This is a genomic window from Streptomyces sp. NBC_00086 (genome assembly GCF_026343255.1).
GTDB lineage: Bacteria > Actinomycetota > Actinomycetes > Streptomycetales > Streptomycetaceae > Streptomyces.
The window spans coordinates 4093864-4117373 of the sequence record NZ_JAPELZ010000001.1 but is presented as its reverse complement, the minus strand read 5'-3'; the positions used below and the strand labels follow the sequence as shown (position 1 = coordinate 4117373).

Below are 23510 nucleotides of genomic sequence, written 5' to 3'. Positions count from 1 at the left end.
GGGACGGGCGAGCGCGTTGGCCGAGGCGGCAGACATCCAGGGGGCACCCCTCGCTCCTGCCCGGCGACGCTGGCTGCGGCGCGCTGTCGTCCTGCTCGCCGGGACGCCGGTACTCGCCGGCCTGGTCTACTCGCACGCCCCGGAAGCCCAGGCAGCCGACACGGCCGCCGCAGCCGTCGACATCCAGCTCGACACCCTGGCACCGAGCGCCCCGATCAAGGGCGACACCCTCACCATCTCGGGCACCGTGGTCAACAACGGCTCCGAGAAGATCACCGACGCGCACGTGGGTCTGCGGGTCGGGCCGGCGCTGGCGGACCGCGGCTCCATCGACGAGGTCGCGGATCGCGGCGGATTCCGGGCGGGCATCGACCCGGCGGAGATCGGCGCCGAGTTCGCCGTGAAGATCGATTCGCTGCCCTCGAAGATCAGCCAGCCGTTCACCCTCAAGGTTCCGGTGAACAAGCTGAAGCTGGACGAGGACGGCGTCTACCAGCTCGGCGTCTCCCTGTCCGGGGAGACCGAGAGCCGCCAGTACGAGCGGGTCCTCGGCATCAAGCGGACCTTCCTGCCCTGGCAGCCGGAGGCCGCTGCCAAGCGGTCCCAGCTCGCGTACGTCTGGCCCTTGATCTCCACCACGCACTTGACCTCGGAGACCGGCTCGGACGAGCTGCAGACCCCCGTCTTCCTCGACGACAGCCTCGCCGCCGAGCTGAAGTCCGACGGGCGTCTGGGACAGATGGTCACCCTCGGCAAGGACCTTCCCATCACCTGGGTCATCGACCCGGACCTGCTCTACACCGTCGACGCCATGACCAAGGGCTACCGGGTCCGCACCCCCGACGGCCGGACCGTCCAGGGCAAGAACAAGGCCGTCGCCGAGCAGTGGCTGAGCTCGCTGGAAAGCGCCGTCCAGGGCAAGAAGGTCGTCGCACTGCCCTTCGCCGATCCGGACATCGCCTCGCTCGCCCACCGCGGCAAGGACGTGTCCGGCACCCTGGGACAGCTGCGGCCGGCCACCGACAAGGCGAAGCAAGCCGTCGAGACGGTCCTGCACGTCCCCGCGAGCACCGACTTCTCCTGGCCCGTGGAAGGGGCGATCGACCCGTCGATCGTCAACGTCGCGACGTCGGCCGGTGCCCACAACATCCTCACCCGCAGCGACAGCCTCCAGGAGACCGGTGCACTCGGCTACACCCCGTCGGCCGCCCGGCCCATCGGCGCGGGCACCACGGCGGTCGTCGCCGACGCCGGTCTCTCCACCGCCTTCGAGGGCGACATGCTCCGCACCGGGACCTCCACCCTCGCGGTACAGCGGTTCCTCGCCCAGACCCTCGCCCTGAACCTGCAGGACACCGACACCCAGCGCAGCTTCGTCGTCGCCCCGCAGCGCATGCCCAGCTCCAGCCAGGTACAGACGATGGCCACAGCCATACGGGGTCTGCAGGCGGGCCGCTGGAGCCAGGCCGTGGCCCTGGAGGCGGCCGCCGCCGCGACTCCCGACCCCCGCGCCGCGACCAAGGTCCCGGGGGCCGGCCAGTACCCCGAGGCACTGAGCAAGCAGGAACTGCCGGTCTCCGCCTTCGAGAAGATCCGCACCACCGAGACCACCCTCGACCACTTCAAGGTGATCCTGACCGCCCCCGACCGCGTCGAGATCCCCTTCGGCAACACCACCAACCGCGAGATGTCCGCCTCCTGGCGCGGCCGCCGCGATGCCGCGTGGGACTATCGCGACCAGGTGCAGCGGTACCTGATCAAGCTGACCGAGAAGGTCAAGATCATTCCCAAGTCCGACGCGACGCTCTCCGGACACAGCGCGACCATCCCCGTCAGTGTCCAGAACAGCCTCGTCCAGGACACCCACAACCTGGTCCTCCGGGTGCGGTCCGCCAACCCGACCCGGCTGATGTTCGGCGACAGCGGGGAGTCCCAGCAGGAAGTAGCGGTCCAGGGCGGCCACAGCCAGACCGTGAAGTTCCCCGCCAACGCCACCGCGAGCGGCCCGGTCGAGGTGACCGCCCAGCTCTTCACCACTGACGGAGTGCCCTACGGGAAGGCCCGCAAGTTCACCGTCGAAGCCACCGAGGTGACACCGACCGTCATGCTCGTCATCGCGGGCGGTGTGCTCCTCCTCGTGCTGGCCGGCATCAAGATGTACGCCAGCCGCAAGCGCGTCGCGGCACGCGCCGCCGCCGAGGAGAACACGCAGCAGAGTGACGAGTCCCCGGACACCGGACCGCAAAGCGCGGACCCGTCCGGCACGGGTGAGACAGTGGACCGTTGAGCGACGCCGTGGCCGTTCGGCCTGGGGACGATGAGGTGGGGTTTCGATGAACGCGCCGTACGAAGGTGACCGTGCGCAGGGCACTGGCGGGCCCGCGCCCTCCCAGAGCACTGCCCCCGGCGCCCCGGTGCCGGGACAGGTTCCCGCGCCCGCACCAGCGCCGGACCACGACCCCTATGTCCAGGACGCCTACGCCTACGACCCGTACCGGGCGCAGGACCTCTCCGCCCAGGACCCGGTGGCGGAGGTCCTGTACGACCGGGCCTCGCACCCGCCGCCCCCGCCCGGCACCTTCCAGGAGCCCGGGCCGCTCTACGCGGCTCCACCGGCCCCCTCGTACGCCCCGGACCCCCGGGTGTGGGCCCAGACCCCGCCGCCCGAGCCGGACGGCCCCTCCCGGCACCTGCCCTACGGAGACCACGCCACGACCACGCAGTTCGTCGGTGTGGACTCCCTCGTGACCAAGGCCGCCGACCAGGACCCCCGTCCCGATGCCTTCGCGCACCTCTACCGGGACCAGGACGCGGCGCCCCGCACCCCGGCCGAGGACGCGCCCGTGGCCGCCCCGGCACCGAGCAAGCCCGCCGGACGCGCCTCCAGCCTGCTCAAGTCCAGCGCCCTGATGGCCGCCGGCACCATCGTCTCCCGCATCACCGGCTTCATGCGGACCCTGGTGATCGCCGGAGCGATCGGCGTCGCCACCCTCAACGACAGCTACCAGGTCGCCAACACCCTGCCGACGATGATCTACGTCCTGGTCGGCGGAGGTGCCCTCAACGCCGTCTTCATCCCGCAGTTGGTGCGCGCGATGAAGAACGACGAGGACGGGGGAGAGGCATACGCCAACCGGCTGCTGACCCTCGTCATGGTCCTGCTGGGCGCCGTCACGGTGGTCTGCGTGCTCGCGGCACCGCTGTTCATCGGCATGATGTCGCAGAAGATCGCCGACGACCCGGCACGGCTGGACGTCGCCGTCGCCTTCGCCCACTACTGCCTGCCCACCATGTTCTTCATGGGTGTGCACGTGGTCCTCGGTCAGATCCTCAACGCCCGCGGCCGGTTCGGCGCGATGATGTGGACCCCGGTCCTCAACAACATCGTCGTCATCGCCACCTTCGGCGCCTTCATCTGGGCCTTCGGCGGCTTCACCACCACGGGCGTCACCGAGGCCGGCATCACCCCCGAAGGCGTCCGCCTGCTGGGCCTGGGCACCCTGCTCGGCCTCATCGTCCAGTCCCTGGCGATGCTTCCCTACCTGCGCGACGCCGGCTTCAAGCCGCGCCTGCGGTTCGACTGGAAGGGCCACGGCCTCGGCAAGGCCGCCGGCCTGGCCAAGTGGACGTTCTTCTTCGTCCTCGCCAACCAGCTCGGCCTCATCGTCGTCACCCAGCTCGCCACCTGGGCGGGCGAGGTGGCCGACAAGCAGGGCCACGGCGGTACCGGCATCACCGGCTACAACTACGCCCTGCTGCTCTGGCAGATGCCGCAGGCCATCATCACCGTCTCCGTCATGACCGCCGTCCTGCCGCGCATCTCCCGGTCCGCCCACGACGGCGACGCCGCCGCCGTCCGTGACGACATCTCCTACGGACTGCGCACCTCGGCCGTCGCGATCGTGCCCTGCGCCTTCGCGTTCCTCGCCCTGGGCGTCCCGATGGCCGGCCTGCTCTACGCCGGTTCCGGCACGGAGAGCGCCCAGAACATCGGTTTCATCCTGATGGCCTTCGGCCTCGGACTGATCCCGTACTCCGTCCAGTACGTGGTCCTGCGCGGCTTCTACGCCTACGAGGACACCCGGACGCCCTTCTACAACACGGTCATCGTGGCCGCCGTCAACGCGAGCATGTCAGCCGTCGCCTTCTTCGTGCTCCCCTCCCGCTGGGCCGTCGTCGGCATGGCCGCCGCCTACGGCCTCGGCTACGCCGTGGGCGTCGGTGTCGCCTGGCGCCGACTGCGCACCCGACTCGGCGGCGACCTCGACGGGGCGCACGTCATGCGCACCTACACCCGGCTCATCGGCGCCTGCGTCCCCGCCGCGGCCGTGGCCGGCGCCGTCGCCTACGCCGTCCTTCACTTCATCGGCAGCGGAGCCCTCGGTTCCCTCACCGCACTGGTGGCCGGCGGCATCTCCCTGGCGGCGGTGTTCCTCGTCGCCGCCAAGCGGATGCGCATCGAAGAACTCAACGCCATGGTCGGGATGGTCCGCGGACGCCTGGGACGCTGATGCGTACAACCATCCTGCTCCCTGGTGTGTCGTGCAGACCGGTGGACTGTGGGCACAATTGGCTTGGCTTCGCAGACTGGCCGACAGCGCGCAACGGATGGGGAGGCGGGGACGACGGTGGCGGAACGTAGCACGGCTGCCGTCGACGTGGCCGACAACAGCGGCGACGAGCCGCTGGCCGCGGAGACGGCCCAGGCCTCGGCCGACGGGGTGGACACCCAGAACGGACAAGCCGCGGACGGAACCATGCCCGAGAAGGACGGCGATCGCAGGAACCCGGCACCCGCTGCCGCTCCCGAGCTGCACAGCGGCCACAAACTGGCCAGACGCTACCGGCTCGAAGAGTGCGTCACCCGTCTGGACGGATTCAGCAGCTGGCGTGCGATGGACGAGAAACTGCGCCGGGCCGTGGGCGTCCACCTGCTGCCCGCCGACCACGCGAGGGCCCGTGCCGTCCTGGCCGCCGCCCGCTCCTCGGCCCTGCTCGGCGACCCCCGGTTCGTCCAGGTCCTCGACGCCGTGGAGGAGAACGACCTCGTCTACGTCGTCCACGAGTGGCTCCCCGACGCCACGGAGCTCACCGCGGTCCTCGCCGCGGGCCCCATGGAGCCGCACGAGGCCTACCAGCTCGTCAGCCAGGTCTCCCAGGCCATGGCCGCCGCGCACCGCGAGGGCCTGGCCCACCTGCGGCTGACCCCCAGCGCGATACTGCGCACCTCCTCGGGCCAGTACCGCATCCGCGGCCTCGCCGTGAACGCCGCCCTGCGCGGCATCACCAGCGAGACCCCGCAGCGCTCGGACACCGAGGCCATCGGCGCCCTCCTGTACGCCGCGCTGACCCAGCGCTGGCCGTACGAGAACGACGCCTACGGCCTCACCGGCCTGCCCAAGGGCGTCGGCCTGATCGCCCCCGACCAGGTCCGCGCGGGCGTGCACCGCGGTCTGGGCGAGCTGGCCATGCGTGCCCTCGCCAACGACGGGGCCACCGCCTCGCGGCAGGACCCCGCCTGCACCACCCCGGAAGAGCTCTCCAAGGCCGTGGCCGCGATGCCCCGCATCCGGCCGCCGGAGCCCACCTTCACAGCGCCTCCGGAGTACCAGCACACCACCTACCAGCAGGGCAGCTACGGCAGGCCCCAGGGCCCCGGCATGCCCACCGCGCAGGTCCTCACCGTCGTACCTCCGCCGCCGCCCCTGCAGAGCCGTACCGGCCGCGTCCTCAAGTGGGGCGTCGCCGCCCTGCTGATCGCCGCCCTCGGCCTGGGCAGCTGGCAGCTCGCCGACACCCTGCTGAACCGCAACAACCAGGGCAGCACCAGCGGCAGCCAGACCACGCACGAGAAGGCAAACGACACCCCGGAGAAGGTGGCGCCCGTTCCCCTCGCCATCTCCCGGGCCCGCGAGTACTCCCCGGACGGGAAGGAGCAGGACCCCGGAGGCGTCAAGAACACCTTCGACGGGGACTCCTCCACCTACTGGCGGACCAAGTACTACGTCGACGGCCCCGACATCACGGACTACAAGGCCGGCGTCGGCATCGTCTACGACCTCGGCGCCGAACACGAGGTCAGCAGCGCCTCGATAGCGCTCCGGTTCGCGGGCGACCACACCACCACCACGCTCTACGCGGTCGATTCCCTGGACCCGTCCGGCAAGATCTCCGGCATGCCGAAGATCGCCACGGCCAAGACCTCGGACAGCAGCTTCAACCTGACCAGCGAGAAGCCGGTCAAGACCCGGTACGTCCTGCTCTGGATCACCGCGATGCCCAAGGCACCGGGCGACACCTACACCGGAGCCGGGTACAAGCAGGCCATCACGGACGTGAAGTTCGCGGGCTGACGGACAGCAGGGGAGGGGGCCGGCATTGGACGAAGCCACACCCGGCGGCCGCAGCGACCAGGACCTCCTGTCGCTGCACGCCGCCGGAGATCCGGACGCCTTCGGCGAGCTCGTACGCCGGCACCGCGACCGGCTGTGGGCCGTGGCCCTGCGCACCCTCGGCGACCGTGAGGAAGCCGCCGACGCCGTGCAGGACGCCCTCGTCTCCGCCTACCGGGCCGCCCACACCTTCCGCGGCGAATCCGCCGTCACGACCTGGCTGCACCGCATCACCGTGAACGCCTGCCTGGACCGGGCCCGCAAGGCCGCCTCCCGGAAGACCTCCCCCCTCGACGACACGGACCGCCTGGAGCGCCTTCTGGAGCCCCACGAGTCCGCCGAGGCCCCTGCGGAGCGCCAGGACCTCCACCGGCAGCTACTGGCCGCCCTGGGCACCCTCCCGGCCGATCAGCGGGCAGCCCTGGTCCTCGTCGACATGCAGGGCTACCCCGTCGCCGAGGCCGCCGCCCTCCTCGACGTCCCCGTCGGCACCGTGAAGAGCCGCTGCGCGCGCGGCAGGGCGAAACTCGTCCCGCTCCTCACTCATCTGCGCACACATACCGGGGATAACACCGATACCGAGCGGGGAAGGAACCGGACACCGGGGACAACCGTCCCACCGACGGCAGACCACGGGGACCCGGCCCCGGATCCCAACGCAGTGAAGGGCGGAGGTGGACGAGCATGAACCCCACAACCGGCGCGACCGGCACGATCGGGCACCCCGACGTCTCGGAGATCTCCGAGCTGGCGGAAGGCCTCCTCTCCCCGTCCCGCACCGCGGAGGTCCGCAGCCATCTAGGCGACTGCCCCCTGTGCGAGGACGTCCGTGCCTCCCTGGAGGAGATCCGGGCCCTGCTCGGCACCCTGCCCGGTCCGGCCCGGATGCCCGTCGACGTCTCCGGCCGGATCGACGCGGCCCTCGCCGCCGAAGCCCTCCTCGATGCCACCACCCGGCACGAGGAGCCCGGCACCGGCCATCCGGACCCGGCGGCCCCAGAGGTCCCCGGTCCCGATGCTTCACGTGAAACATCCCCCGGACCGCTCGGACCGCTCGGTGACCCCGGCGCCCTGCGGCCTTCCGGTCACCCGGCCGGCCCAACCGGCCCCGGCCGGCGCCGCGCACGCCGCCGGATCGCTCTCGCGGGCGGCCTCCTCGCGGCGTGCGCCGCCGGCGTCATGGTGTTCGGCCTGACGTCCGGCGACCGTGCCCTGTCCGGAGACGCGCGGAGCGACGCATCCTCCGCCCAGTCCAGGTCCGGCACACCCGAGTACACCGCCCAGGGGCTCCCCGGCACGGTGCGCGAGCTCCTCGCGTCCGGCAGCCGGGGGGACAAGGCTGCGGGGGAGGGGAACAACACCTTCGGAGTGGAGAACAGCCCGCAATCCGAGCCGAGCCCCGCCCCGGCCGATGGCCGGACGCCCCGGGCGCCCGCCTGCGTGCAGGAAGCCACCGGGCGCACCGAGAGCCCCCTGGGCTTCGAGTCCGGCACCTACGAGGGCAAGGACGTCTTCCTCATCGTCCTGCCGCACCCGGGCGATCCCGCCGTCGTGGACGCCTATCTCGTCGGCTCCGCCTGTGTCACCGACCCCTCGGCCGTCCCCGGAAAGCCTCTGCTCACCAGTACCTATTCGAGGAGTTGAACGGCCGGAAGGCTCGGGGGGAAAACTCGGGAATGCAGGCGCCGTAGGATCCGTTGGGTGGGGTGAGAGTCCACACCGGCCCCCCGGTAGGCAGCAGGCAGTCCGCAGAGACGAGGAATCAACCCGTGAGCGACGTACGAAACGTGATCATCATCGGCTCCGGGCCGGCCGGTTACACCGCCGCCCTGTACACCGCACGCGCTTCGCTCAAGCCCCTGGTCTTCGAAGGCGCCGTCACCGCCGGTGGCGCGCTGATGAACACCACCGAGGTCGAAAACTTCCCCGGCTTCCAGGACGGCATCATGGGGCCGGACCTCATGGACAACATGCGTGGCCAGGCCGAGCGCTTCGGCGCCGAGCTGATTCCGGACGACGTCATCGCCGTGGACCTCACCGGTGAGATCAAGACCGTCACCGACACCGCCGGCACCGTCCACCGCGCCAAGGCCGTGATCGTGACCACCGGTTCCCAGCACCGCAAGCTCGGCCTGCCCAACGAGGACGCCCTCTCCGGCCGCGGCGTCTCCTGGTGCGCGACCTGCGACGGCTTCTTCTTCAAGGAGCACGACATCGCCGTGATCGGCGGCGGCGACACCGCGATCGAGGAGGCCACCTTCCTCTCCCGGTTCGCCAAGTCCGTCACGATCGTCCACCGCCGCGACTCCCTGCGCGCCTCCAAGGCCATGCAGGACCGCGCCTTCGCCGACCCGAAGATCAAGTTCGCCTGGGACAGCGAGGTCGCGGAGATCCACGGCGAGCAGAAGCTCACCGGCCTCACCCTGCGCAACACCAAGACCGGTGAGACCTCCGAGCTGCCCGTGACCGGCCTCTTCATCGCCGTCGGCCACGACCCGCGCACCGAGCTGTTCAAGGACCAGCTCGACCTCGACGAGGAGGGCTACCTCAAGGTCGACGCCCCCTCCACCCGCACCAGCCTCACCGGCGTGTTCGGCGCGGGCGACGTGGTCGACCACACCTACCGTCAGGCCATCACTGCCGCGGGCACGGGCTGCTCCGCGGCCCTCGACGCCGAGCGCTTCCTCGCCGCCCTCGCAGACGCCGAGAAGGCGCACGCGGCGGTCTGACACCCCCAAAGCAGCACCACACCCCACTCCCCGCAGGAAAAGAAGGAGGCCGTTGTGGCCGGCACCCTCAAGACCGTCACCGACGCAAGCTTCGATGACGACGTCCTCAAGAGCGACAAGCCCGTCCTGGTGGACTTCTGGGCCGCCTGGTGCGGTCCGTGCCGCCAGATCGCTCCGTCCCTCGAGGCCATCGCCTCCGAATACGGTGACGAGATCGAGATCGTCAAGCTCAACATCGACGAGAACCCGGAAACGGCGGCCAAGTACGGCGTCATGTCCATCCCGACGCTGAACGTCTACCAGGGCGGCGAGGTCGTCAAGACCATCGTCGGCGCCAAGCCGAAGGCCGCCATCCTGCGCGACCTCGACGGCTTCGTCACCATCAAGGCCTGACGCACCCGCGTCCCAGGCCGGACGCGATCGTGTGACACGGGGCCGCCCCCTGCCAGGGGCGGCCCCGTTCGCATGTTCAGGACGGTCCGGGACCAGCCTGCTCCCGTCTCACAGCGGACGCAGCACGGGTCACAGCGGACGAAGCGCCGGTTCCTTCCGGGCCGCACCCAGCAACCGGTCCAGGGCCAGCTCCACGTCTTCCTTCCAGGACAGCGTGGAGCGCAGTTCCAGCCGCAGCCGGGGACGCGTCGGATGCGGGCGTACCGTCTTGAAGCCCACCGCCAGCAGGTGGTCCGCCGGCAGCAGACAGGCCGGACCGTCCCAACGGGCATCCCCGAACGCTTCGATGGCCCGGAACCCCCTGCGCAGCAGGTCCTTCGCCACCGTCTGCACCATCACCCGCCCCAAGCCCTGGCCCTGGTACCCGGGCATGATCCACGAAGTGATGAGCTGTACGGCGTCCGGGGACACCGGGCTGGTCGGGAAGGCCGTCGCACGCGGCACGTACGCCGGCGGCGCGTACAGAACGAATCCCACCGGAACCTCGTCCACGTAGACCACCCGGCCGCACGAGCCCCACTCCAGGAGGACGGCGGAGATCCACGCCTCCTTCTCCTCGGAAGCATTCCCCGCCTTGACGGCGGCCTCGCCGCTGACGGGGTCCAGCTCCCAGAAGACACAGGACCGGCAACGCCGGGGCAGGTCTTGGAGGTTGTCCAGCGTGAGCGGTACCAGCCGACGACCCATGACCGCATCGTATCCACAGCTCGAATCACCCGAAACCGCAGCAAGGCAAAGGGGCGGGCGGCGCCGGCTCACACCGGCACGACCCGCCCCCAGGCTGTGGGTTACTCCCCGGCAGCGCCCTGGTCCAGCACCCGGCCCTCGCCCGGCGCCAGGGTCCCCAGAATCCGCTCCAGGTCCTCCATCGACGCGAACTCGACGGTGATCTTGCCCTTCTTCTGGCCCAGATCCACCTTCACCCGCGTCTCGAACCGGTCCGACAGCCTCGTCGCCAGTTCGTTGAGCGCCGGGGCGACCCGGGCACCCGCCCGCGGACCCTTCGGCTTCACCAAACTCGGCGACTCCGAGCCCATCAGTGCCACGATCTCCTCGACCGCACGCACCGAGAGGCCCTCGGCGACGATCCGGTGCGCCAGCCGGTCCTGCTCCTCGGAGTTGTCCACCGACAGCAGAGCCCGCGCGTGCCCCGCCGACAGCACACCCGCAGCCACCCGCCGCTGCACGGGCGGGGAGAGCTTCAGCAGGCGCAGCGTGTTCGAGACCTGCGGACGGGAACGCCCGATCCGGTCCGCCAGCTGATCGTGCGTGCAGTTGAAGTCCTGGAGCAGCTGGTCGTACGCGGCCGCCTCCTCCAAGGGGTTCAGCTGCGCCCGGTGCAGGTTCTCCAGGAGCGCGTCCAGCAGCAGCTTCTCGTCGTCCGTGGCCCGGATGATCGCCGGAATCCGGTCCAGGCCGGCCTCCCGGCACGCCCGCCAGCGCCGCTCGCCCATGATCAGCTCATAGCGGCCCGGACCGGACTGGCGCACCACCACCGGCTGGAGCAGGCCCACCTCCTGAATGGAGGTCACCAGCTCGGCCAGCGCGTCCTCGTCGAACACCTCGCGCGGCTGCCGCGGATTCGGCGTGATCGAGTCCATCGGGAGCTCCGCGAACGTAGCCCCCGCCACCTCACCGGCCGCCGGAGCGGCAACCGGCTCCGGCTCACTCACGGGCGCGGCCACCGGCGATGTTTCACGTGAAACATCGGCCTGCGCCAGCGAAGCCAGCTTCGCCGCCGCGATACCCCGCTCCGACGGCAGCACCGGCACCGCCGACGGAGACATCGACCCGGCACCGATCACCGGCGGCACCTTCTCCTGGGGAGCCGCGGGAATCAGCGCGCCGAGCCCCCGCCCCAGACCCCTACGTCGCTCGCTCACTGGATCCCCTCCGCCACGCTGTGCGTGTTGTTCATGCCCGCACCCTGATGGGGGTGCTGGGGGTCGTACTGGAATCCGGCCCCTCGCAGCGCGATCTCCCGCGCCGCCTCCAGGTAGGAGAGGGAACCGCTGGAACCCGGGTCATAGGTCAGCACCGTCTGCCCGTAGCTCGGAGCCTCGGAGATGCGGACCGACCGCGGGATGCTCGTGCGCAGCACCTCCTTGCCGAAGTGGGTGCGCACCTCCTCCGCCACCTGCGAAGCCAGCCGGGTCCTGCCGTCGTACATCGTCAGCAGGATCGTGGACACGTGCAGCGTCGGGTTCAGGTGCGCCCGCACCAGGTCCACGTTGCGCAGCAGCTGACCCAGTCCCTCCAGCGCGTAGTACTCGCACTGGATCGGGATCAGCACCTCCGCGCCCGCGACCAGAGCGTTCACCGTCAGCAGGCCCAGCGAGGGCGGGCAGTCGATCAGGATGTAATCGAGCGGCTGCTCGTACGCCTGGATGGCCCGCTGGAGACGGCTCTCCCGCGCCACGAGGGACACGAGCTCGATCTCGGCACCCGCCAGGTCGATCGTGGCCGGCGCACAGAAGAGCCCCTCCACGTCGGCCACCGGCTGGACGACCTCCATCAGCGGCCGGCTGTCCACGAGCACGTCGTAGATGGACGGCACGTCCGCGTGGTGGTCGATGCCCAGCGCCGTCGAGGCGTTGCCCTGGGGGTCGAGGTCGACCACCAAGACCCGCGCACCGTGCAGGGCCAGGGATGCGGCCAGGTTCACGGTCGACGTGGTCTTGCCCACGCCGCCCTTCTGGTTGGCCACCACCATGATCCGGGTCTTCGGGGGCCTCGGCAGGCCCTCACCCGCACGTCCGAGGGCCTCGACCGCGATCTGGGCGGCACGGCCGATGGGCGTGTCCTCGTTGTCCACGAGGGGCGGGGCCGATGTTTCACGTGAAACATCGTCGCCCGGGAATTCAGAGCGGGGACCGGGGACCGGATCGGCCATCGGCCCCGCAAGGTTGGCGTCTGACCGCACGGTGTCACTCTCCTCGGCATCAGGCTCGCGATGAACAGAGCCTGCCATGTCACCGGGGTTGCGAACCAGCGGGGCCCGTACTCCTGTGGATGAATCCACCGATGTGGACAACTCCGTCCCCCCTTCACCTTTGCGGAGACGGGGGGACGTAGCCGCACGACCGCGGCTGATGATTCCGTGCAGCAGAGAGCGACGTTTCACGTGAAACACGATGCCCGGACGGAGTCATCCGGCCGCTACGACACTCCGAAATCCATACCTATAGGGCTCAACACCCCTGCGATATGCCTGCGAACACTGCCCGGCAAGGGCTCAGCGGCGCCGGCGCGTACGGCTCACCCGGGCGGCCTTGGCCCGCTTCGCCGCGAACCGCACCCCGCCGGGGCTTTCCCCGACCTCGACCCGCACCACGGTGGAGAGCGGGTCCACGATCCCCTCGCCAACGTGCAGCACCGAGGTCTTCACCACACCGAGCTTGGTCAGTGCGGCCTTCGCCGCCACCAGCTCCTCCTCGGCAGTGTCACCCTTCAGGGCCAGCATCTCGCCGTACGGACGCAGCAGGGGAACACCCCAGCCGGCGAGCCGGTCCAGCGGAGCCACCGCGCGCGCCGTCACCACGTGGACCGGCTGGAGCTTGCCGAGGACTTCCTCGGCCCGCCCGCGCACGACCGTCACATGGTCGAGCCCCAGCAGCTCCACGACTTCCTGGAGGAAGTTCGTGCGGCGCAGCAGCGGCTCCAGCAGCGTGATCTTCAGGTCCCTGCGCACCAGGGCCAGCGGAATGCCGGGGAGGCCGGCACCCGAACCCACGTCGCACACGGTGACGCCCTGGGGCACCACTTCCGAGAGCACGGCGCAGTTCAGCAGGTGCCTCTCCCAGAGCCGGGGCACCTCGCGCGGCCCGATCAGGCCCCGCTTGACACCCGCGTCCGCCAGCAGCTCCGCATACCGCACAGCTTCCGGGAAATGCTCGCCGAACACCGCACGCGCCTCTTCAGGTGCCTGGGGCGCTTCTTCGGGCATCGGGGGAAGCTCAGCTGCCTCCGTCACGGGGACCGTCCTTCCGTACCGCATGGTTGTGAAAACCCGTCGTGCCCGGCGCGACCGTCGTCGCGCCGTCACTGCCAGGCTGACAAACATCGGCCCCGCCTGCGAGACAGACGGGGCCGGACACTCAGACTTCCGGTCAGACCGGAAGCACGACGACGAAGCGCTGCGGCTCCTCGCCCTCGGACTCGCTCCGCAGACCAGCGGCCGCCACGGCGTCGTGGACGACCTTCCGCTCGAAGGGGGTCATCGGGTCCAGCTTCAGGGGCTCACCGGAGGACTTCACGTCCTCTGCGGCCTTGGCGCCGAGAGCCGTCAGCTCCTCGCGCTTCTTCGCCCGGAAGCCGCCGATGTCGAGCATCAGCCGGCTGCGGTCCCCGGTCTCGCGGTGCACGGCGAGACGGGTCAGCTCCTGCAGAGCCTCCAGCACCTCTCCGTCACGGCCCACGAGCTTCTGCAGGTCACGCGCGGATTCGCTGACGATGGAGACAGAGGCGCGGTCCGCCTCGACGTCCATGTCGATGTCGCCGTCCAGGTCGGCGATGTCGAGTAGACCCTCAAGGTAGTCGGCCGCGATCTCACCCTCCTGCTCGAGGCGGGTCAGGGTGTCGCCACTCTCAGCGGCGGCGGTGGTGGTGCCTTCCGTCACGGGAGGGACTCCTTCTTACTTCTTGGGAGAGGGCTTGCTGGGGGGCGTCTGACGCTGCGACTTCGACTGCCGCTTGGGCTGCTGCCGCTTCTGGGCACCACCGCCGCCGGCGGCGTCGGCGTCGGCGGTCGCCTCGACGCTCTTCGCCACGGATCCGTCCGCCTGCGCGGCCAGGCCCTGCTTGCTCAGACCGGTGATGAACTTGCGCTCGTTGTCGTTGCGGTCCGGGCCCTTGGCCACGATCGCCGCGACGATCTTCTTCTTGCCCCGGCTCTTGAGCTCGCCGTGCGAGGTGATCTGCTTCAGCAGGCGCGTCAGGTACTGGTCCTGGGCCAGGCTGCCCGGGGTGGGGTTCCGGTTGATCACGAACATCTGCTGGCCCATGGTCCACAGGTTCGTGGTCAGCCAGTAGACGAGGACACCGACGGGGAAGTTGATGCCCATGACCGCGAAGATCAGGGGGAAGACGTACATCAGCATCTTCTGCTGCTGCATGAACGGCGTCTTGACCGAGAGGTCGACGTTCTTCTGCATCAGCTGGCGCTGCGTGTAGAACTGCGACAGCGACATCATCACGATCATGATCGCGGTGACGATCCGCACGTCGGTGACCGAGGCGCCCAGAGCGGCGACCTTGTCGGCGCTGTCCGTGAACTTGGATGCCAGCGGGGCACCGAAAATGTGCGCGTTACGCGCGCTCTCCAGCAGCGGGCCGTCGATCTTGCCGATCGTGGTCCCGTTGGCGATGGAGGCGAGCACGTGGTAGAGCGCAAAGAAGAACGGGGACTGCGCCAGGATGGGAAGGCACGAGGAGAGCGGGTTGGTACCCGTCTCCTTGTACAGCTTCATCATCTCTTCGGACTGGCGCTGCTTGTCGTTCTTGTAGCGCTCCTGGATCGCCTTCATCTTCGGCTGGATCGCCTGCATGCCGCGCGTCGCCTTGATCTGCTTCACGAAGAGCGGGATCAGGCAGATACGGATCAAGATCACCAAGGAGACGATGGACAGGCCCCAGGCCCAGCCACTGTCCGCGCCGAACATGGCACCGTACAGCTTGTGGAACTGAACGATGATCCACGAGACGGGCGTGGTGATAAAGGTGAACCAACTGGCAATCGTGTCCACTAATCAAGCTCCTTGAGCATTGCGAGATCTACGCAACGCACTGCGCAGCTGCTCGTGCCAACGCGGGCGTTTCCGGGGTGGGACGTGATCCACGCCACCCGGGGACCACGGATTGCACCGCAGGATCCGCCAGGCGGTCAGAGCCGTCCCCTTCACCGCACCATGCCGGTCGATGGCCGTGAACCCGTAGTGCGAACACGAGGGGTAATAACGGCACACCGGCCCGAGCAGCGGACTGATGGTCCACTGGTACAGCTTGATCAATGCGAGCAGCGGGTACTTCATCGAGCCACGCCTCCCAAGAGCCGCAGCAGTGCGGCATCCAGGTCCCGGGCCAGCTCGTCGAGACCGGCATCACCCGCTCCGGGCAGAGCCCGTACCACCATCAGGCTACCTTCGGGCAGCTGAGACAGCCGCTCGCGGACGAGATGGCGCAAACGGCGCTTGACCCGGTTGCGTACGACAGCGATGCCGACAGCCTTGCTGACGACGAAACCCGCACGCGTCGAGGGATCGATCTCCCCCGACTCGTGCGGGTCCGTTGCACCGCTTGTACGTAGGTGGACGACGAGGAGCGGGCGACCAGCCCGGCGACCTCGACGTACCGCGCTCGCGAAGTCCTCGCGCCGCCTCAGCCGATGTTCGGGAGACAGCACGACGTCACGATCCGCCCGTCAGTTACGCGGAGAGTTCGGCGCGGCCCTTGCCACGACGGTTCGCGAGGATGGCGCGGCCGGCACGGGTACGCATCCGGAGACGGAAGCCGTGGGTCTTGGCACGACGGCGGTTGTTCGGCTGGAAGGTGCGCTTGCTCACTCGAGGGCTCCAGAGAATAAATCGTTTAGGCGGGACATCGCCTGGCTGTCACCGTGCGCCCACGAGGAGAAAACTCGCGTGTTCGCCCGAGTGGCACCGCAAAACGATCACGATCCGTGATCTTCGCCCATCGGTAGGCAGGCGGCAGCAGCCATCGACAACTCGACCTCGTTACGGTACGCGCGGCTACGCCATCCGGTCAAACCGAGGCGGCGGTGCCCCACACTGTGCACAGGCTGTGGACAACGACTTGAACCGTACCCGCTGGCCTGACTACCGTTGCCTGACCCTGGATTTTTTGTCCCGACCGTCCCAAAGAACCACACATTCGTGGGACCCCCTCTGAGAGAGCGTGCTCTGTGGCTGACGTACCTGCCGATCTTGCCGCAGTGTGGCCAAGGGTGCTCGAAAAGCTCCTCGGGGAGGGACAGAACAGCATCGAGCCCAAGGACAAGCAGTGGGTCGAGCGCTGTCAGCCCCTGGCCCTGGTGGCGGACACCGCGCTGCTCGCCGTCCCCAACGAGTACGGCAAGCGCGTCCTCGAAGGCCGGCTCGCCCCGCTCATCAGCGACGCCCTCAGCCGTGAGTGCGGCCGCCCCATCCGGATCGCGATCACCGTCGACGACTCCGCGGGCGAGCCCTCGCCCCCGGCCCCGTCTTCTTCCCACGACGGCTACGAACCGTACGGCGGCCAGCGCCCCGGCGGGCACAACGGCCCCGGGGGCCACACGGGACCCGGCGGCCACACCGGCCCCTCGGACGACCAGCTCCCCAATGCCCGCCCCGCCTACCCGGACTACCAGCAGCCGCGCTCCGAGCCCGGCGCCTGGCCCCGCGGCGGCCAGCAGGACGACTACGGCTGGCAGCAGCCCCGTCTCGGCGGCTTCCCCGAGCGCGACCCGTACGCCTCCCCGCAGCCGGGCTACATGCAGCAGTCCGAGCCTTCGTCCTACGACCAGGGCGGCTACGAACAGCAGAAGTACGAGCAGCAGCAGTACGAGGGCCAGCAGCAGCGCTCCTCCCGCCAGTACGAGCAGCAGCAGTACGACCAGCCGCCCGCGCGGCAGGCACCGAGCCGGCCCGCGCCCTCGGCCCCGTCAGGTGGATCCACCTCGGGCCCGCTGGAGCCGACCGCCCGGCTGAACCCCAAGTACCTCTTCGACACGTTCGTCATCGGCGCCTCCAACCGCTTCGCGCACGCCGCCGCGGTGGCCGTCGCCGAGGCGCCGGCGAAGGCGTACAACCCCCTCTTCATCTACGGGGAGTCGGGTCTCGGCAAAACGCACCTGCTGCACGCCATCGGGCACTACGCGCGGAGCCTCTACCCCGGCACCCGGGTGCGGTACGTGAGCTCCGAGGAGTTCACCAACGAGTTCATCAACTCGATCCGCGACGGCAAGGGCGACGCGTTCCGCAAGCGCTACCGCGAGATGGACATCCTGCTCGTCGACGACATCCAGTTCCTCGCGAGCAAGGAGTCGACGCAGGAGGAGTTCTTCCACACCTTCAATACGCTCCACAACGCCAACAAGCAGATCGTGCTCTCCTCCGACCGGCCGCCCAAGCAGCTCGCCACCCTGGAGGACCGGCTCCGCAACCGCTTCGAGTGGGGCCTGATCACCGACGTCCAGCCGCCCGAGCTGGAGACCCGCATCGCGATCCTGCGCAAGAAGGCCGTGCAGGAGCAGCTCAACGCCCCGCCGGAGGTGCTGGAGTTCATCGCCTCCCGCATCTCGCGCAACATCCGTGAGCTGGAGGGGGCGCTGATCCGGGTCACGGCCTTCGCGAGCCTGAACCGGCAGCCGGTCGACCTGGGCCTGACCGAGGACGTCCTGAAGAACCTGATCCCGGGCGGCGAGGACAGCTCGCCCGAGATCACCGCCACCGACATCATGGCGGCCACCGCCGACTACTTCGGGCTGACCGTGGACGACCTGTGCGGCTCCTCGCGCAGCCGGGTCCTGGTCACCGCCCGGCAGATCTCCATGTACCTGTGCCGGGAGCTCACGGACCTCTCGCTGCCCAAGATCGGGGCGCAGTTCGGCGGCCGCGACCACACGACCGTCATGCACGCGGACCGCAAGATCCGTGCCCTGATGGCGGAGCGCCGCTCCATCTACAACCAGGTGACCGAGCTCACCAACCGCATCAAGAACGGCTGACACCGGCTCTGTGGACGTGCCGTACGGGCGCCGCCGAGCCCTTCCAAACGCTTTAAGAGGGCGCTTCCGGGTCACTACGGGGGCGCCCTTCTTCATGCGTGCGCCCCTGATCTGTTCGAATACGCCCCCTTGGGGGCAACTCATCCACAGATTGGGCGACTTTCTTGCGTCCACAGCCTGGGGACGGCCCCGGGAACCCACAAGACTGTCCACAGGGCCCAGGTGTGAGGCACCATCAGGGCTGGTCAGACCCCTGTGGAATTGTGCGCAACGGCTATCCACAGGCTGTGGACGAATTTTTCATCCACAGGTTCGTCCACCGCGTTGTCCACCGTCGGTCCACAGCTTCCAGGGTCCTGTGCACAGGATCAGACGACTTCCCCACACCGTTGTCCACTGTTCGGCAACCGGGAACCCTCCATCACCGCCCCGAGTGAAAGCGGTCACACCGAAGTCGACGTTTGGGTTGTGGAGTACTCGGGAAAACCTGGGGACGCACCTGTGGAGTAGTCGGGGTCATCTGGGGATGGCCTGTGCAGAAGTTTTCGTTCTCCACAGAGACACGTGGTTGTCCACCGGTGTCGCCCACAGGGTGTGGGGATAAAAAACGCGGGCTGACCTGCAAAAACACTGTTATCCACCGTTTCCACAGGCCCTACTACTACCCCCATAGAGAGTTAGCCCGGTTTCGGTTTTCAAGCAGGTCCTGTGCACAACTCGGTGGATCGCCCTCCCCGACACCTCGCTCCCGACTTGACCGCCAGCAGCGACGACTGTCGGCGCCGTACGTCAGACTGGTCACCGGCAACGGTCGAGGCATCGACGAGCCGACGACGAAGGCCGGCAGACGAGCGAGCAACAGCAGGAGGCGGTTTCCGGTGAAGATCCGGGTGGAGCGCGACGTACTCGCGGAGGCGGTGGCCTGGGCTGCCCGTAGCCTCCCGGCCCGGCCGCCGGTGCCCGTTCTCGCGGGCCTGCTGCTGAAGGCCGAGGAGGGCAAGCTGTCCCTCTCCGGCTTCGACTACGAGGTCTCGGCCCGGGTCTCCGTCGAGGCGGACGTCGAGGAGGACGGCACCGTCCTGGTCTCCGGCCGGCTGCTCGCCGACATCTGCCGGGCCCTGCCCAACCGCCCGGTGGAGATTTCCACAGACGGTGTACGGGCGACCGTGGTCTGCGGCTCCTCGCGATTCACACTCCACACCCTGCCTGTGGAGGAGTACCCGGCACTGCCGACGATGCCCACCGCGACCGGCACCGTGCCCGGCGAGGTCTTCGCCTCCGCCGCCGCCCAGGTCGCCATCGCCGCAGGCCGCGACGACACGCTGCCCGTGCTGACCGGTGTCCGCATCGAGATCGAGGGCGACAAGGTCACCCTGGCCTCCACCGACCGCTACCGCTTCGCGGTCCGCGAGTTCCTGTGGAAGCCCGAGGACCCCGAGGCCTCGGCCGTGGCCCTGGTGCCCGCCAAGACCCTCCTGGACACCGCCAAGTCGCTCACCAGCGGCGACACGGTCACCATCGCGCTGTCGGGCTCCGGCCAGGGCGAGGGCCTCATCGGCTTCGAGGGCGCCGGCCGGCGCACCACCACCCGCCTCCTCGAGGGCGACCTGCCGAAGTACCGCACGCTCTTCCCGACGGAGTTCAACTCGGTCGCCGTGATCGAGACCGCCCCGTTCGTCGAGGCCGTCAAGCGCGTGGCCCTCGTCGCCGAGCGCAACACCCCGGTCCGCCTCAGCTTCGAGCAGGGCGTGCTGATCCTGGAGGCCGGTTCCTCCGACGACGCACAGGCTGTGGAGCGCGTCGACGCGAAGCTGGAGGGCGACGACATCTCGATCGCCTTCAACCCGACCTTCCTGCTGGACGGCCTGAGCGCGATCGACTCGCCGGCCGCGCAGCTCAGCTTCACCACGTCCACCAAGCCGGCGCTGCTCAGCGGCCGCCCGGCGGTCGACGCCGAGGCCGACGAGGCGTACAAGTACCTGATCATGCCGGTGCGCCTCTCCGGCTGATCCCGGAAACGACGCGGCAGCCCCTCGGGCCCGGCCCCGCTTCCCGCGGACCGGGCCCGAGGGCGTTGCGCCTCCCGCCCGCGCAGCCCCGTAGCGGGCCTGAAGCCGGGCGCGCGGGGCCCGCAGCGGACACGCAGGAGCCCGTACGGAGCCTCGTGCGCGGCCCGCCGGGCGCCTCGGCGCCGACACCCGGAGTGCCCGTGGCGCCGGGCGGCACGGCCCGGCGTAGGCTCGGCACGGGGGGATGTCCCCGGGCAGGGGAGCACCCCGGCACAGACGGCCACAACGCTTAAGGAACCACCTGATGGAGCTTGGTCTCGTCGGTCTCGGCAAGATGGGCGGCAACATGCGCGAGCGCATCCGCCGCGCCGGCCACACCGTCATCGGATTCGACCGCAACCCGGACCTCGCCGATGTCCACAGCCTGTCGGAACTTGTGGACAGCCTGCAGGCCCCCCGCGTGGTGTGGGTCATGGTCCCGGCGGGCGCCGCGACGCAGTCCACCGTGGACGAGCTCGCCGGCCTGCTCTCGCCCGGCGACATCGTCGTCGACGGCGGCAACTCCCGCTGGACCGACGACGAGAAGCACGGCGCCGAGCTGGCCGCCAAGGGCATCGGCTTCGTCGACTGCGGAGTCTCCGGCGGCGTCTGGGGCCTGGAGAACGGCTACGCGCTGATGTACGGCGGCGACAAGGAGCACGTCGCGGCCGTCCAGCCGATCTTCGACGCCCTCAAGCCCGAGGGTGAGTTCGGCGCCGTGCACGCCGGCAAGATCGGCGCCGGCCACTTCGCGAAGATGGTCCACAACGGCATCGAGTACGCCATGATGCAGGCCTACGCCGAGGGCTGGGAGCTCCTGGAGAAGGTCGACTCGGTCACCGACGTCCGCGAGGTGTTCCGGTCCTGGCAGGAGGGCACGGTCATCCGTTCCTGGCTGCTGGACCTGGCCGTCAACGCGCTGGACGAGGACGAGCACCTGCAGGAGCTGCGCGGCTTCGCGCAGGACTCCGGCGAGGGCCGCTGGACGGTCGAGGCCGCGATCGACAACGCCGTGCCGCTGCCCGCGATCACGGCTTCGCTCTTCGCGCGCTTCGCGTCCCGCCAGGACGACTCCCCGCAGATGAAGATGATCGCCGCGCTGCGCAACCAGTTCGGCGGCCACGCGGTCGAGAAGAAGTAATCCACAACCGCTCCACAGGTCCACACCTTGTAGGTCCACAGCCTGTGGAGCGGAGCACGGCAAGCAGCAGGAAGCCGGGGGAGGTCGGCGCCACATGCACGTTTCGCATCTCTCTTTGGCCGACTTCCGCTCGTACGCCCGGGCCGAGGTTCCCCTCGACCCGGGCGTCACCGCTTTCGTGGGCCCCAACGGGCAGGGCAAGACCAATCTCGTCGAGGCGATCGGCTACCTCGCGACCCTCGGCAGCCACCGCGTCTCCGCGGACGCCCCGCTCGTGCGGATGGGCGCCGAGCGCGCCGTCATCCGGGCCGCCGTCACCCAGGGCGAACGCCAGCAGCTCGTGGAGCTGGAGCTCAACCCGGGCCGCGCCAACCGCGCCCGGATCAACCGGTCCTCGCAGGTCAGGCCGCGGGACGTACTGGGCATCGTGCGCACGGTGCTGTTCGCCCCCGAGGACCTGGCCCTGGTCAAGGGCGACCCCGGGGAGCGGCGCCGTTTCCTCGACGAGCTCGTCACGGCCCGTTCGCCGCGCATGGCGGCCGTCCGCTCGGACTACGAGCGGGTGCTCAAGCAGCGCAACACCCTGCTGAAGTCGGCGGCGATGGCCCGCCGGCACGGCGGCCGCTCCATGGACCTGTCCACCCTCGACGTGTGGGACCAGCACCTGGCGCGCACGGGCGCGGAACTGCTGGCCCACCGGCTCGACCTGCTCGCGACCCTGCTGCCGCTGGCGGACAAGGCGTACGAGCAGCTCGCGCCCGGCGGCGGACCGCTCGGCGCGGCCTACAAGTCCTCCGCGGGCGAGCAGGTGGACAGCGGCGAGGCCCGCACGCGCGAGGCGCTGTACGAGGTCCTGCTCGGCGCGCTGGCCGAGGTGCGCAAGGGAGAGATCGAGCGCGGGGTGACCCTGGTCGGCCCGCACCGCGACGACGTGGTGCTGCGCCTCGGGGAGCTGCCGGCCAAGGGGTACGCCAGCCACGGCGAGTCCTGGTCGTACGCGCTGGCCCTGCGGCTGGCCTCCTACGAGCTGCTGCGCACGGAGGGCAGCGAGCCGGTGCTGATCCTCGACGACGTGTTCGCGGAGCTGGACGCGCGGCGCCGGGAGCGGCTGGCGGAGCTGGTGGCGCCCGGCGAGCAGGTGCTGGTGACGGCCGCGGTCGACGACGACGTGCCCGGGGTGCTGGTCGGGACCCGGTTCGCGGTGTCCGGCGGGGAGGTGACCCGGCTGTGAGCGGCAAGGAGCAGGAACCGGCATCGCAGGACCCGCCGCGCAAGGCGGCCGAGCCGTCGGGCGTGGACCTGGCGCGTCAGGCCCTGGCGGCGGCGCGGGAGCAGGCGCGGGCCCGGGGCAACGCGGCGCAGAACAAGAAGGGCGCCTACCGGCCGGGTCTGCGCTCGGGCGCCCGCGCGGACGGCCGGGACCCGATGCCGCTGATGGCGGCGCTGGACCGGCTGCGCACGGAGCGCGGCTGGGAGATGCCGATGGCGGTGGCGGGCGTGATGGAGCGCTGGCCGGAGATCGTCGGCCAGGACATCGCGACGCACTGCGTGCCGGACCGGTACGAGGACCGCGAGCTGGTGGTGCGCTGCGATTCCTCGGCGTGGGCGGCGCAGCTGAAGCTGCTGGCCCCGCAGCTGGTGGCCCGGCTCAACGCGGACCTGGGGCAGGGCACCGTCCGGCTGATCAAGGTCCACGGTCCCGGCGGCGGCCCGAAGCGGTACGGCCCCTGGCGGGCCCCGGGGAGCACCGGCCCGGGGGACACCTACGGGTGAGCCCGCGGGCCTGACTCAACGGGCCTGATTCAACGGGCCTGACTCCGCAGCCTGACTCAGCGGGTCCGGCTCCACGCTCCCGAACGCGGGGCGGTCGAACCGGAGTGCCCGACCGTGCGTGTTCCGGTCGTGCTCCGGCCCCCTGCCCCGGTGTCCGCGGCCCCGCTCGCGCGCGCACCCGTACGGGTGAGTAGGGATCCGGCGGACGAACGTACGGACGGCTGTGCGGGTGGTGTCCCTCACGGTAGCGGG

20 protein-coding genes and 1 pseudogene are annotated in these 23510 nt (G+C 70.0%); 12 read left to right on the top strand and 9 right to left on the bottom strand.

Annotated elements, in window-relative coordinates; translation table 11 throughout:
* The first annotated feature begins 16 nt into the window (after positions 1-16).
* From OG276_RS18415 to trxA, 7 genes are all read left to right on the top strand, one after another.
* Positions 17-2287 carry a DUF6049 family protein gene (locus OG276_RS18415; protein ID WP_266906864.1) on the top strand — a complete coding sequence of 757 codons (2271 nt, stop codon included), beginning with the start codon at positions 17-19 and terminating at the stop codon, positions 2285-2287.
* Positions 2288-2333: 46 nt separating this feature from the next.
* Positions 2334-4511 (top strand): murein biosynthesis integral membrane protein MurJ, encoded by a 2178-nt coding sequence (gene murJ / locus OG276_RS18410; RefSeq protein WP_266906862.1) that lies wholly within the window; start codon positions 2334-2336, stop codon positions 4509-4511.
* 117 nt (positions 4512-4628) lie between these two features.
* A complete protein-coding gene (locus tag OG276_RS18405) occupies positions 4629-6353 on the top strand; it encodes a protein kinase family protein (protein WP_266906860.1) in 1725 nt (574 codons plus the stop codon).
* A gap of 25 nt (positions 6354-6378) precedes the next feature.
* The gene (sigM, locus tag OG276_RS18400) at positions 6379-7080 is read left to right on the top strand and encodes an RNA polymerase sigma factor SigM (RefSeq protein WP_266906858.1); all 702 of its coding nucleotides are present in this window, start codon (positions 6379-6381) and stop codon (positions 7078-7080) included.
* Complete coding sequence (locus OG276_RS18395) at positions 7077-8036, top strand: anti-sigma factor (RefSeq protein ID WP_266906856.1); 960 nt, start codon at positions 7077-7079, stop codon at positions 8034-8036. The genes sigM and OG276_RS18395 overlap by 4 nt, the downstream gene beginning before the upstream one ends.
* Before the next feature lie 125 nt (positions 8037-8161).
* Positions 8162-9121, top strand: a complete 960-nt coding sequence (gene trxB / locus OG276_RS18390; RefSeq protein WP_266906854.1) for a thioredoxin-disulfide reductase — start codon at positions 8162-8164, stop codon at positions 9119-9121.
* A gap of 54 nt (positions 9122-9175) precedes the next feature.
* The gene (gene trxA / locus OG276_RS18385; RefSeq protein ID WP_266906852.1) at positions 9176-9514 is read left to right on the top strand and encodes a thioredoxin; all 339 of its coding nucleotides are present in this window, start codon (positions 9176-9178) and stop codon (positions 9512-9514) included.
* Positions 9515-9643: 129 nt separating this feature from the next.
* On the opposite strand, the gene OG276_RS18380 is transcribed toward trxA, so the two are convergent.
* The 9 genes and pseudogenes from OG276_RS18380 to rpmH all read right to left on the bottom strand — a co-directional run bounded on the left by OG276_RS18380 (position 9644) and on the right by rpmH (position 16134).
* Positions 9644-10261 carry a GNAT family N-acetyltransferase gene (locus OG276_RS18380; RefSeq protein ID WP_266906850.1) on the bottom strand — a complete coding sequence of 206 codons (618 nt, stop codon included), beginning with the start codon at positions 10259-10261 and terminating at the stop codon, positions 9644-9646.
* A 101-nt stretch (positions 10262-10362) separates the two neighbouring features.
* The gene (locus OG276_RS18375; RefSeq protein WP_266906848.1) at positions 10363-11457 is read right to left on the bottom strand and encodes a ParB/RepB/Spo0J family partition protein; all 1095 of its coding nucleotides are present in this window, start codon (positions 11455-11457) and stop codon (positions 10363-10365) included.
* Positions 11454-12545: a ParA family protein gene (locus OG276_RS18370; protein ID WP_266906846.1), complete on the bottom strand. Its 1092-nt coding sequence runs from the start codon at positions 12543-12545 to the stop codon at positions 11454-11456. Before OG276_RS18370 ends, OG276_RS18375 begins: the two co-directional genes overlap by 4 nt.
* Positions 12546-12809: 264 nt before the next feature.
* Complete coding sequence (gene rsmG / locus OG276_RS18365) at positions 12810-13520, bottom strand: 16S rRNA (guanine(527)-N(7))-methyltransferase RsmG (protein WP_266912906.1); 711 nt, start codon at positions 13518-13520, stop codon at positions 12810-12812.
* A gap of 163 nt (positions 13521-13683) precedes the next feature.
* Positions 13684-14193: a R3H domain-containing nucleic acid-binding protein gene (locus OG276_RS18360; protein WP_266906844.1), complete on the bottom strand. Its 510-nt coding sequence runs from the start codon at positions 14191-14193 to the stop codon at positions 13684-13686.
* A gap of 15 nt (positions 14194-14208) precedes the next feature.
* Positions 14209-15318, bottom strand: coding sequence for a membrane protein insertase YidC (yidC, locus tag OG276_RS18355; protein WP_266906842.1), 1110 nt, complete (start codon positions 15316-15318; stop codon positions 14209-14211).
* 30 nt (positions 15319-15348) lie between these two features.
* A pseudogene (yidD, locus tag OG276_RS18350) lies at positions 15349-15603 on the bottom strand (membrane protein insertion efficiency factor YidD); the annotation flags it as partial.
* A complete protein-coding gene (gene rnpA, locus OG276_RS18345) occupies positions 15600-15974 on the bottom strand; it encodes a ribonuclease P protein component (protein WP_266906840.1) in 375 nt (124 codons plus the stop codon). The gene rnpA and the pseudogene yidD, both read right to left, overlap by 4 nt.
* 22 nt (positions 15975-15996) lie before the next feature.
* Positions 15997-16134 carry a 50S ribosomal protein L34 gene (gene rpmH, locus OG276_RS18340; protein WP_100597229.1) on the bottom strand — a complete coding sequence of 46 codons (138 nt, stop codon included), beginning with the start codon at positions 16132-16134 and terminating at the stop codon, positions 15997-15999.
* A 359-nt stretch (positions 16135-16493) separates the two neighbouring features.
* Here rpmH and dnaA point away from each other — a divergent pair, with 359 nt between their 5' ends.
* From dnaA to OG276_RS18315, 5 genes are all read left to right on the top strand, one after another.
* Positions 16494-18296: a chromosomal replication initiator protein DnaA gene (dnaA, locus tag OG276_RS18335; protein ID WP_266906837.1), complete on the top strand. Its 1803-nt coding sequence runs from the start codon at positions 16494-16496 to the stop codon at positions 18294-18296.
* 878 nt (positions 18297-19174) lie between these two features.
* Positions 19175-20305 carry a DNA polymerase III subunit beta gene (gene dnaN, locus OG276_RS18330; protein WP_243331110.1) on the top strand — a complete coding sequence of 377 codons (1131 nt, stop codon included), beginning with the start codon at positions 19175-19177 and terminating at the stop codon, positions 20303-20305.
* 304 nt (positions 20306-20609) lie between these two features.
* On the top strand, positions 20610-21485 hold the full coding sequence (gene gnd, locus OG276_RS18325) for a phosphogluconate dehydrogenase (NAD(+)-dependent, decarboxylating) (protein WP_266906834.1): 876 nt from the start codon (positions 20610-20612) through the stop codon (positions 21483-21485).
* A 94-nt stretch (positions 21486-21579) separates the two neighbouring features.
* Entirely contained in the window at positions 21580-22716 is a 1137-nt protein-coding gene (gene recF, locus OG276_RS18320; RefSeq protein ID WP_266906832.1) for a DNA replication/repair protein RecF, read from the top strand.
* The gene (locus OG276_RS18315) at positions 22713-23258 is read left to right on the top strand and encodes a DUF721 domain-containing protein (RefSeq protein ID WP_266906831.1); all 546 of its coding nucleotides are present in this window, start codon (positions 22713-22715) and stop codon (positions 23256-23258) included. Before recF ends, OG276_RS18315 begins: the two co-directional genes overlap by 4 nt.
* The last annotated feature ends 252 nt before the right edge of the window (positions 23259-23510 follow it).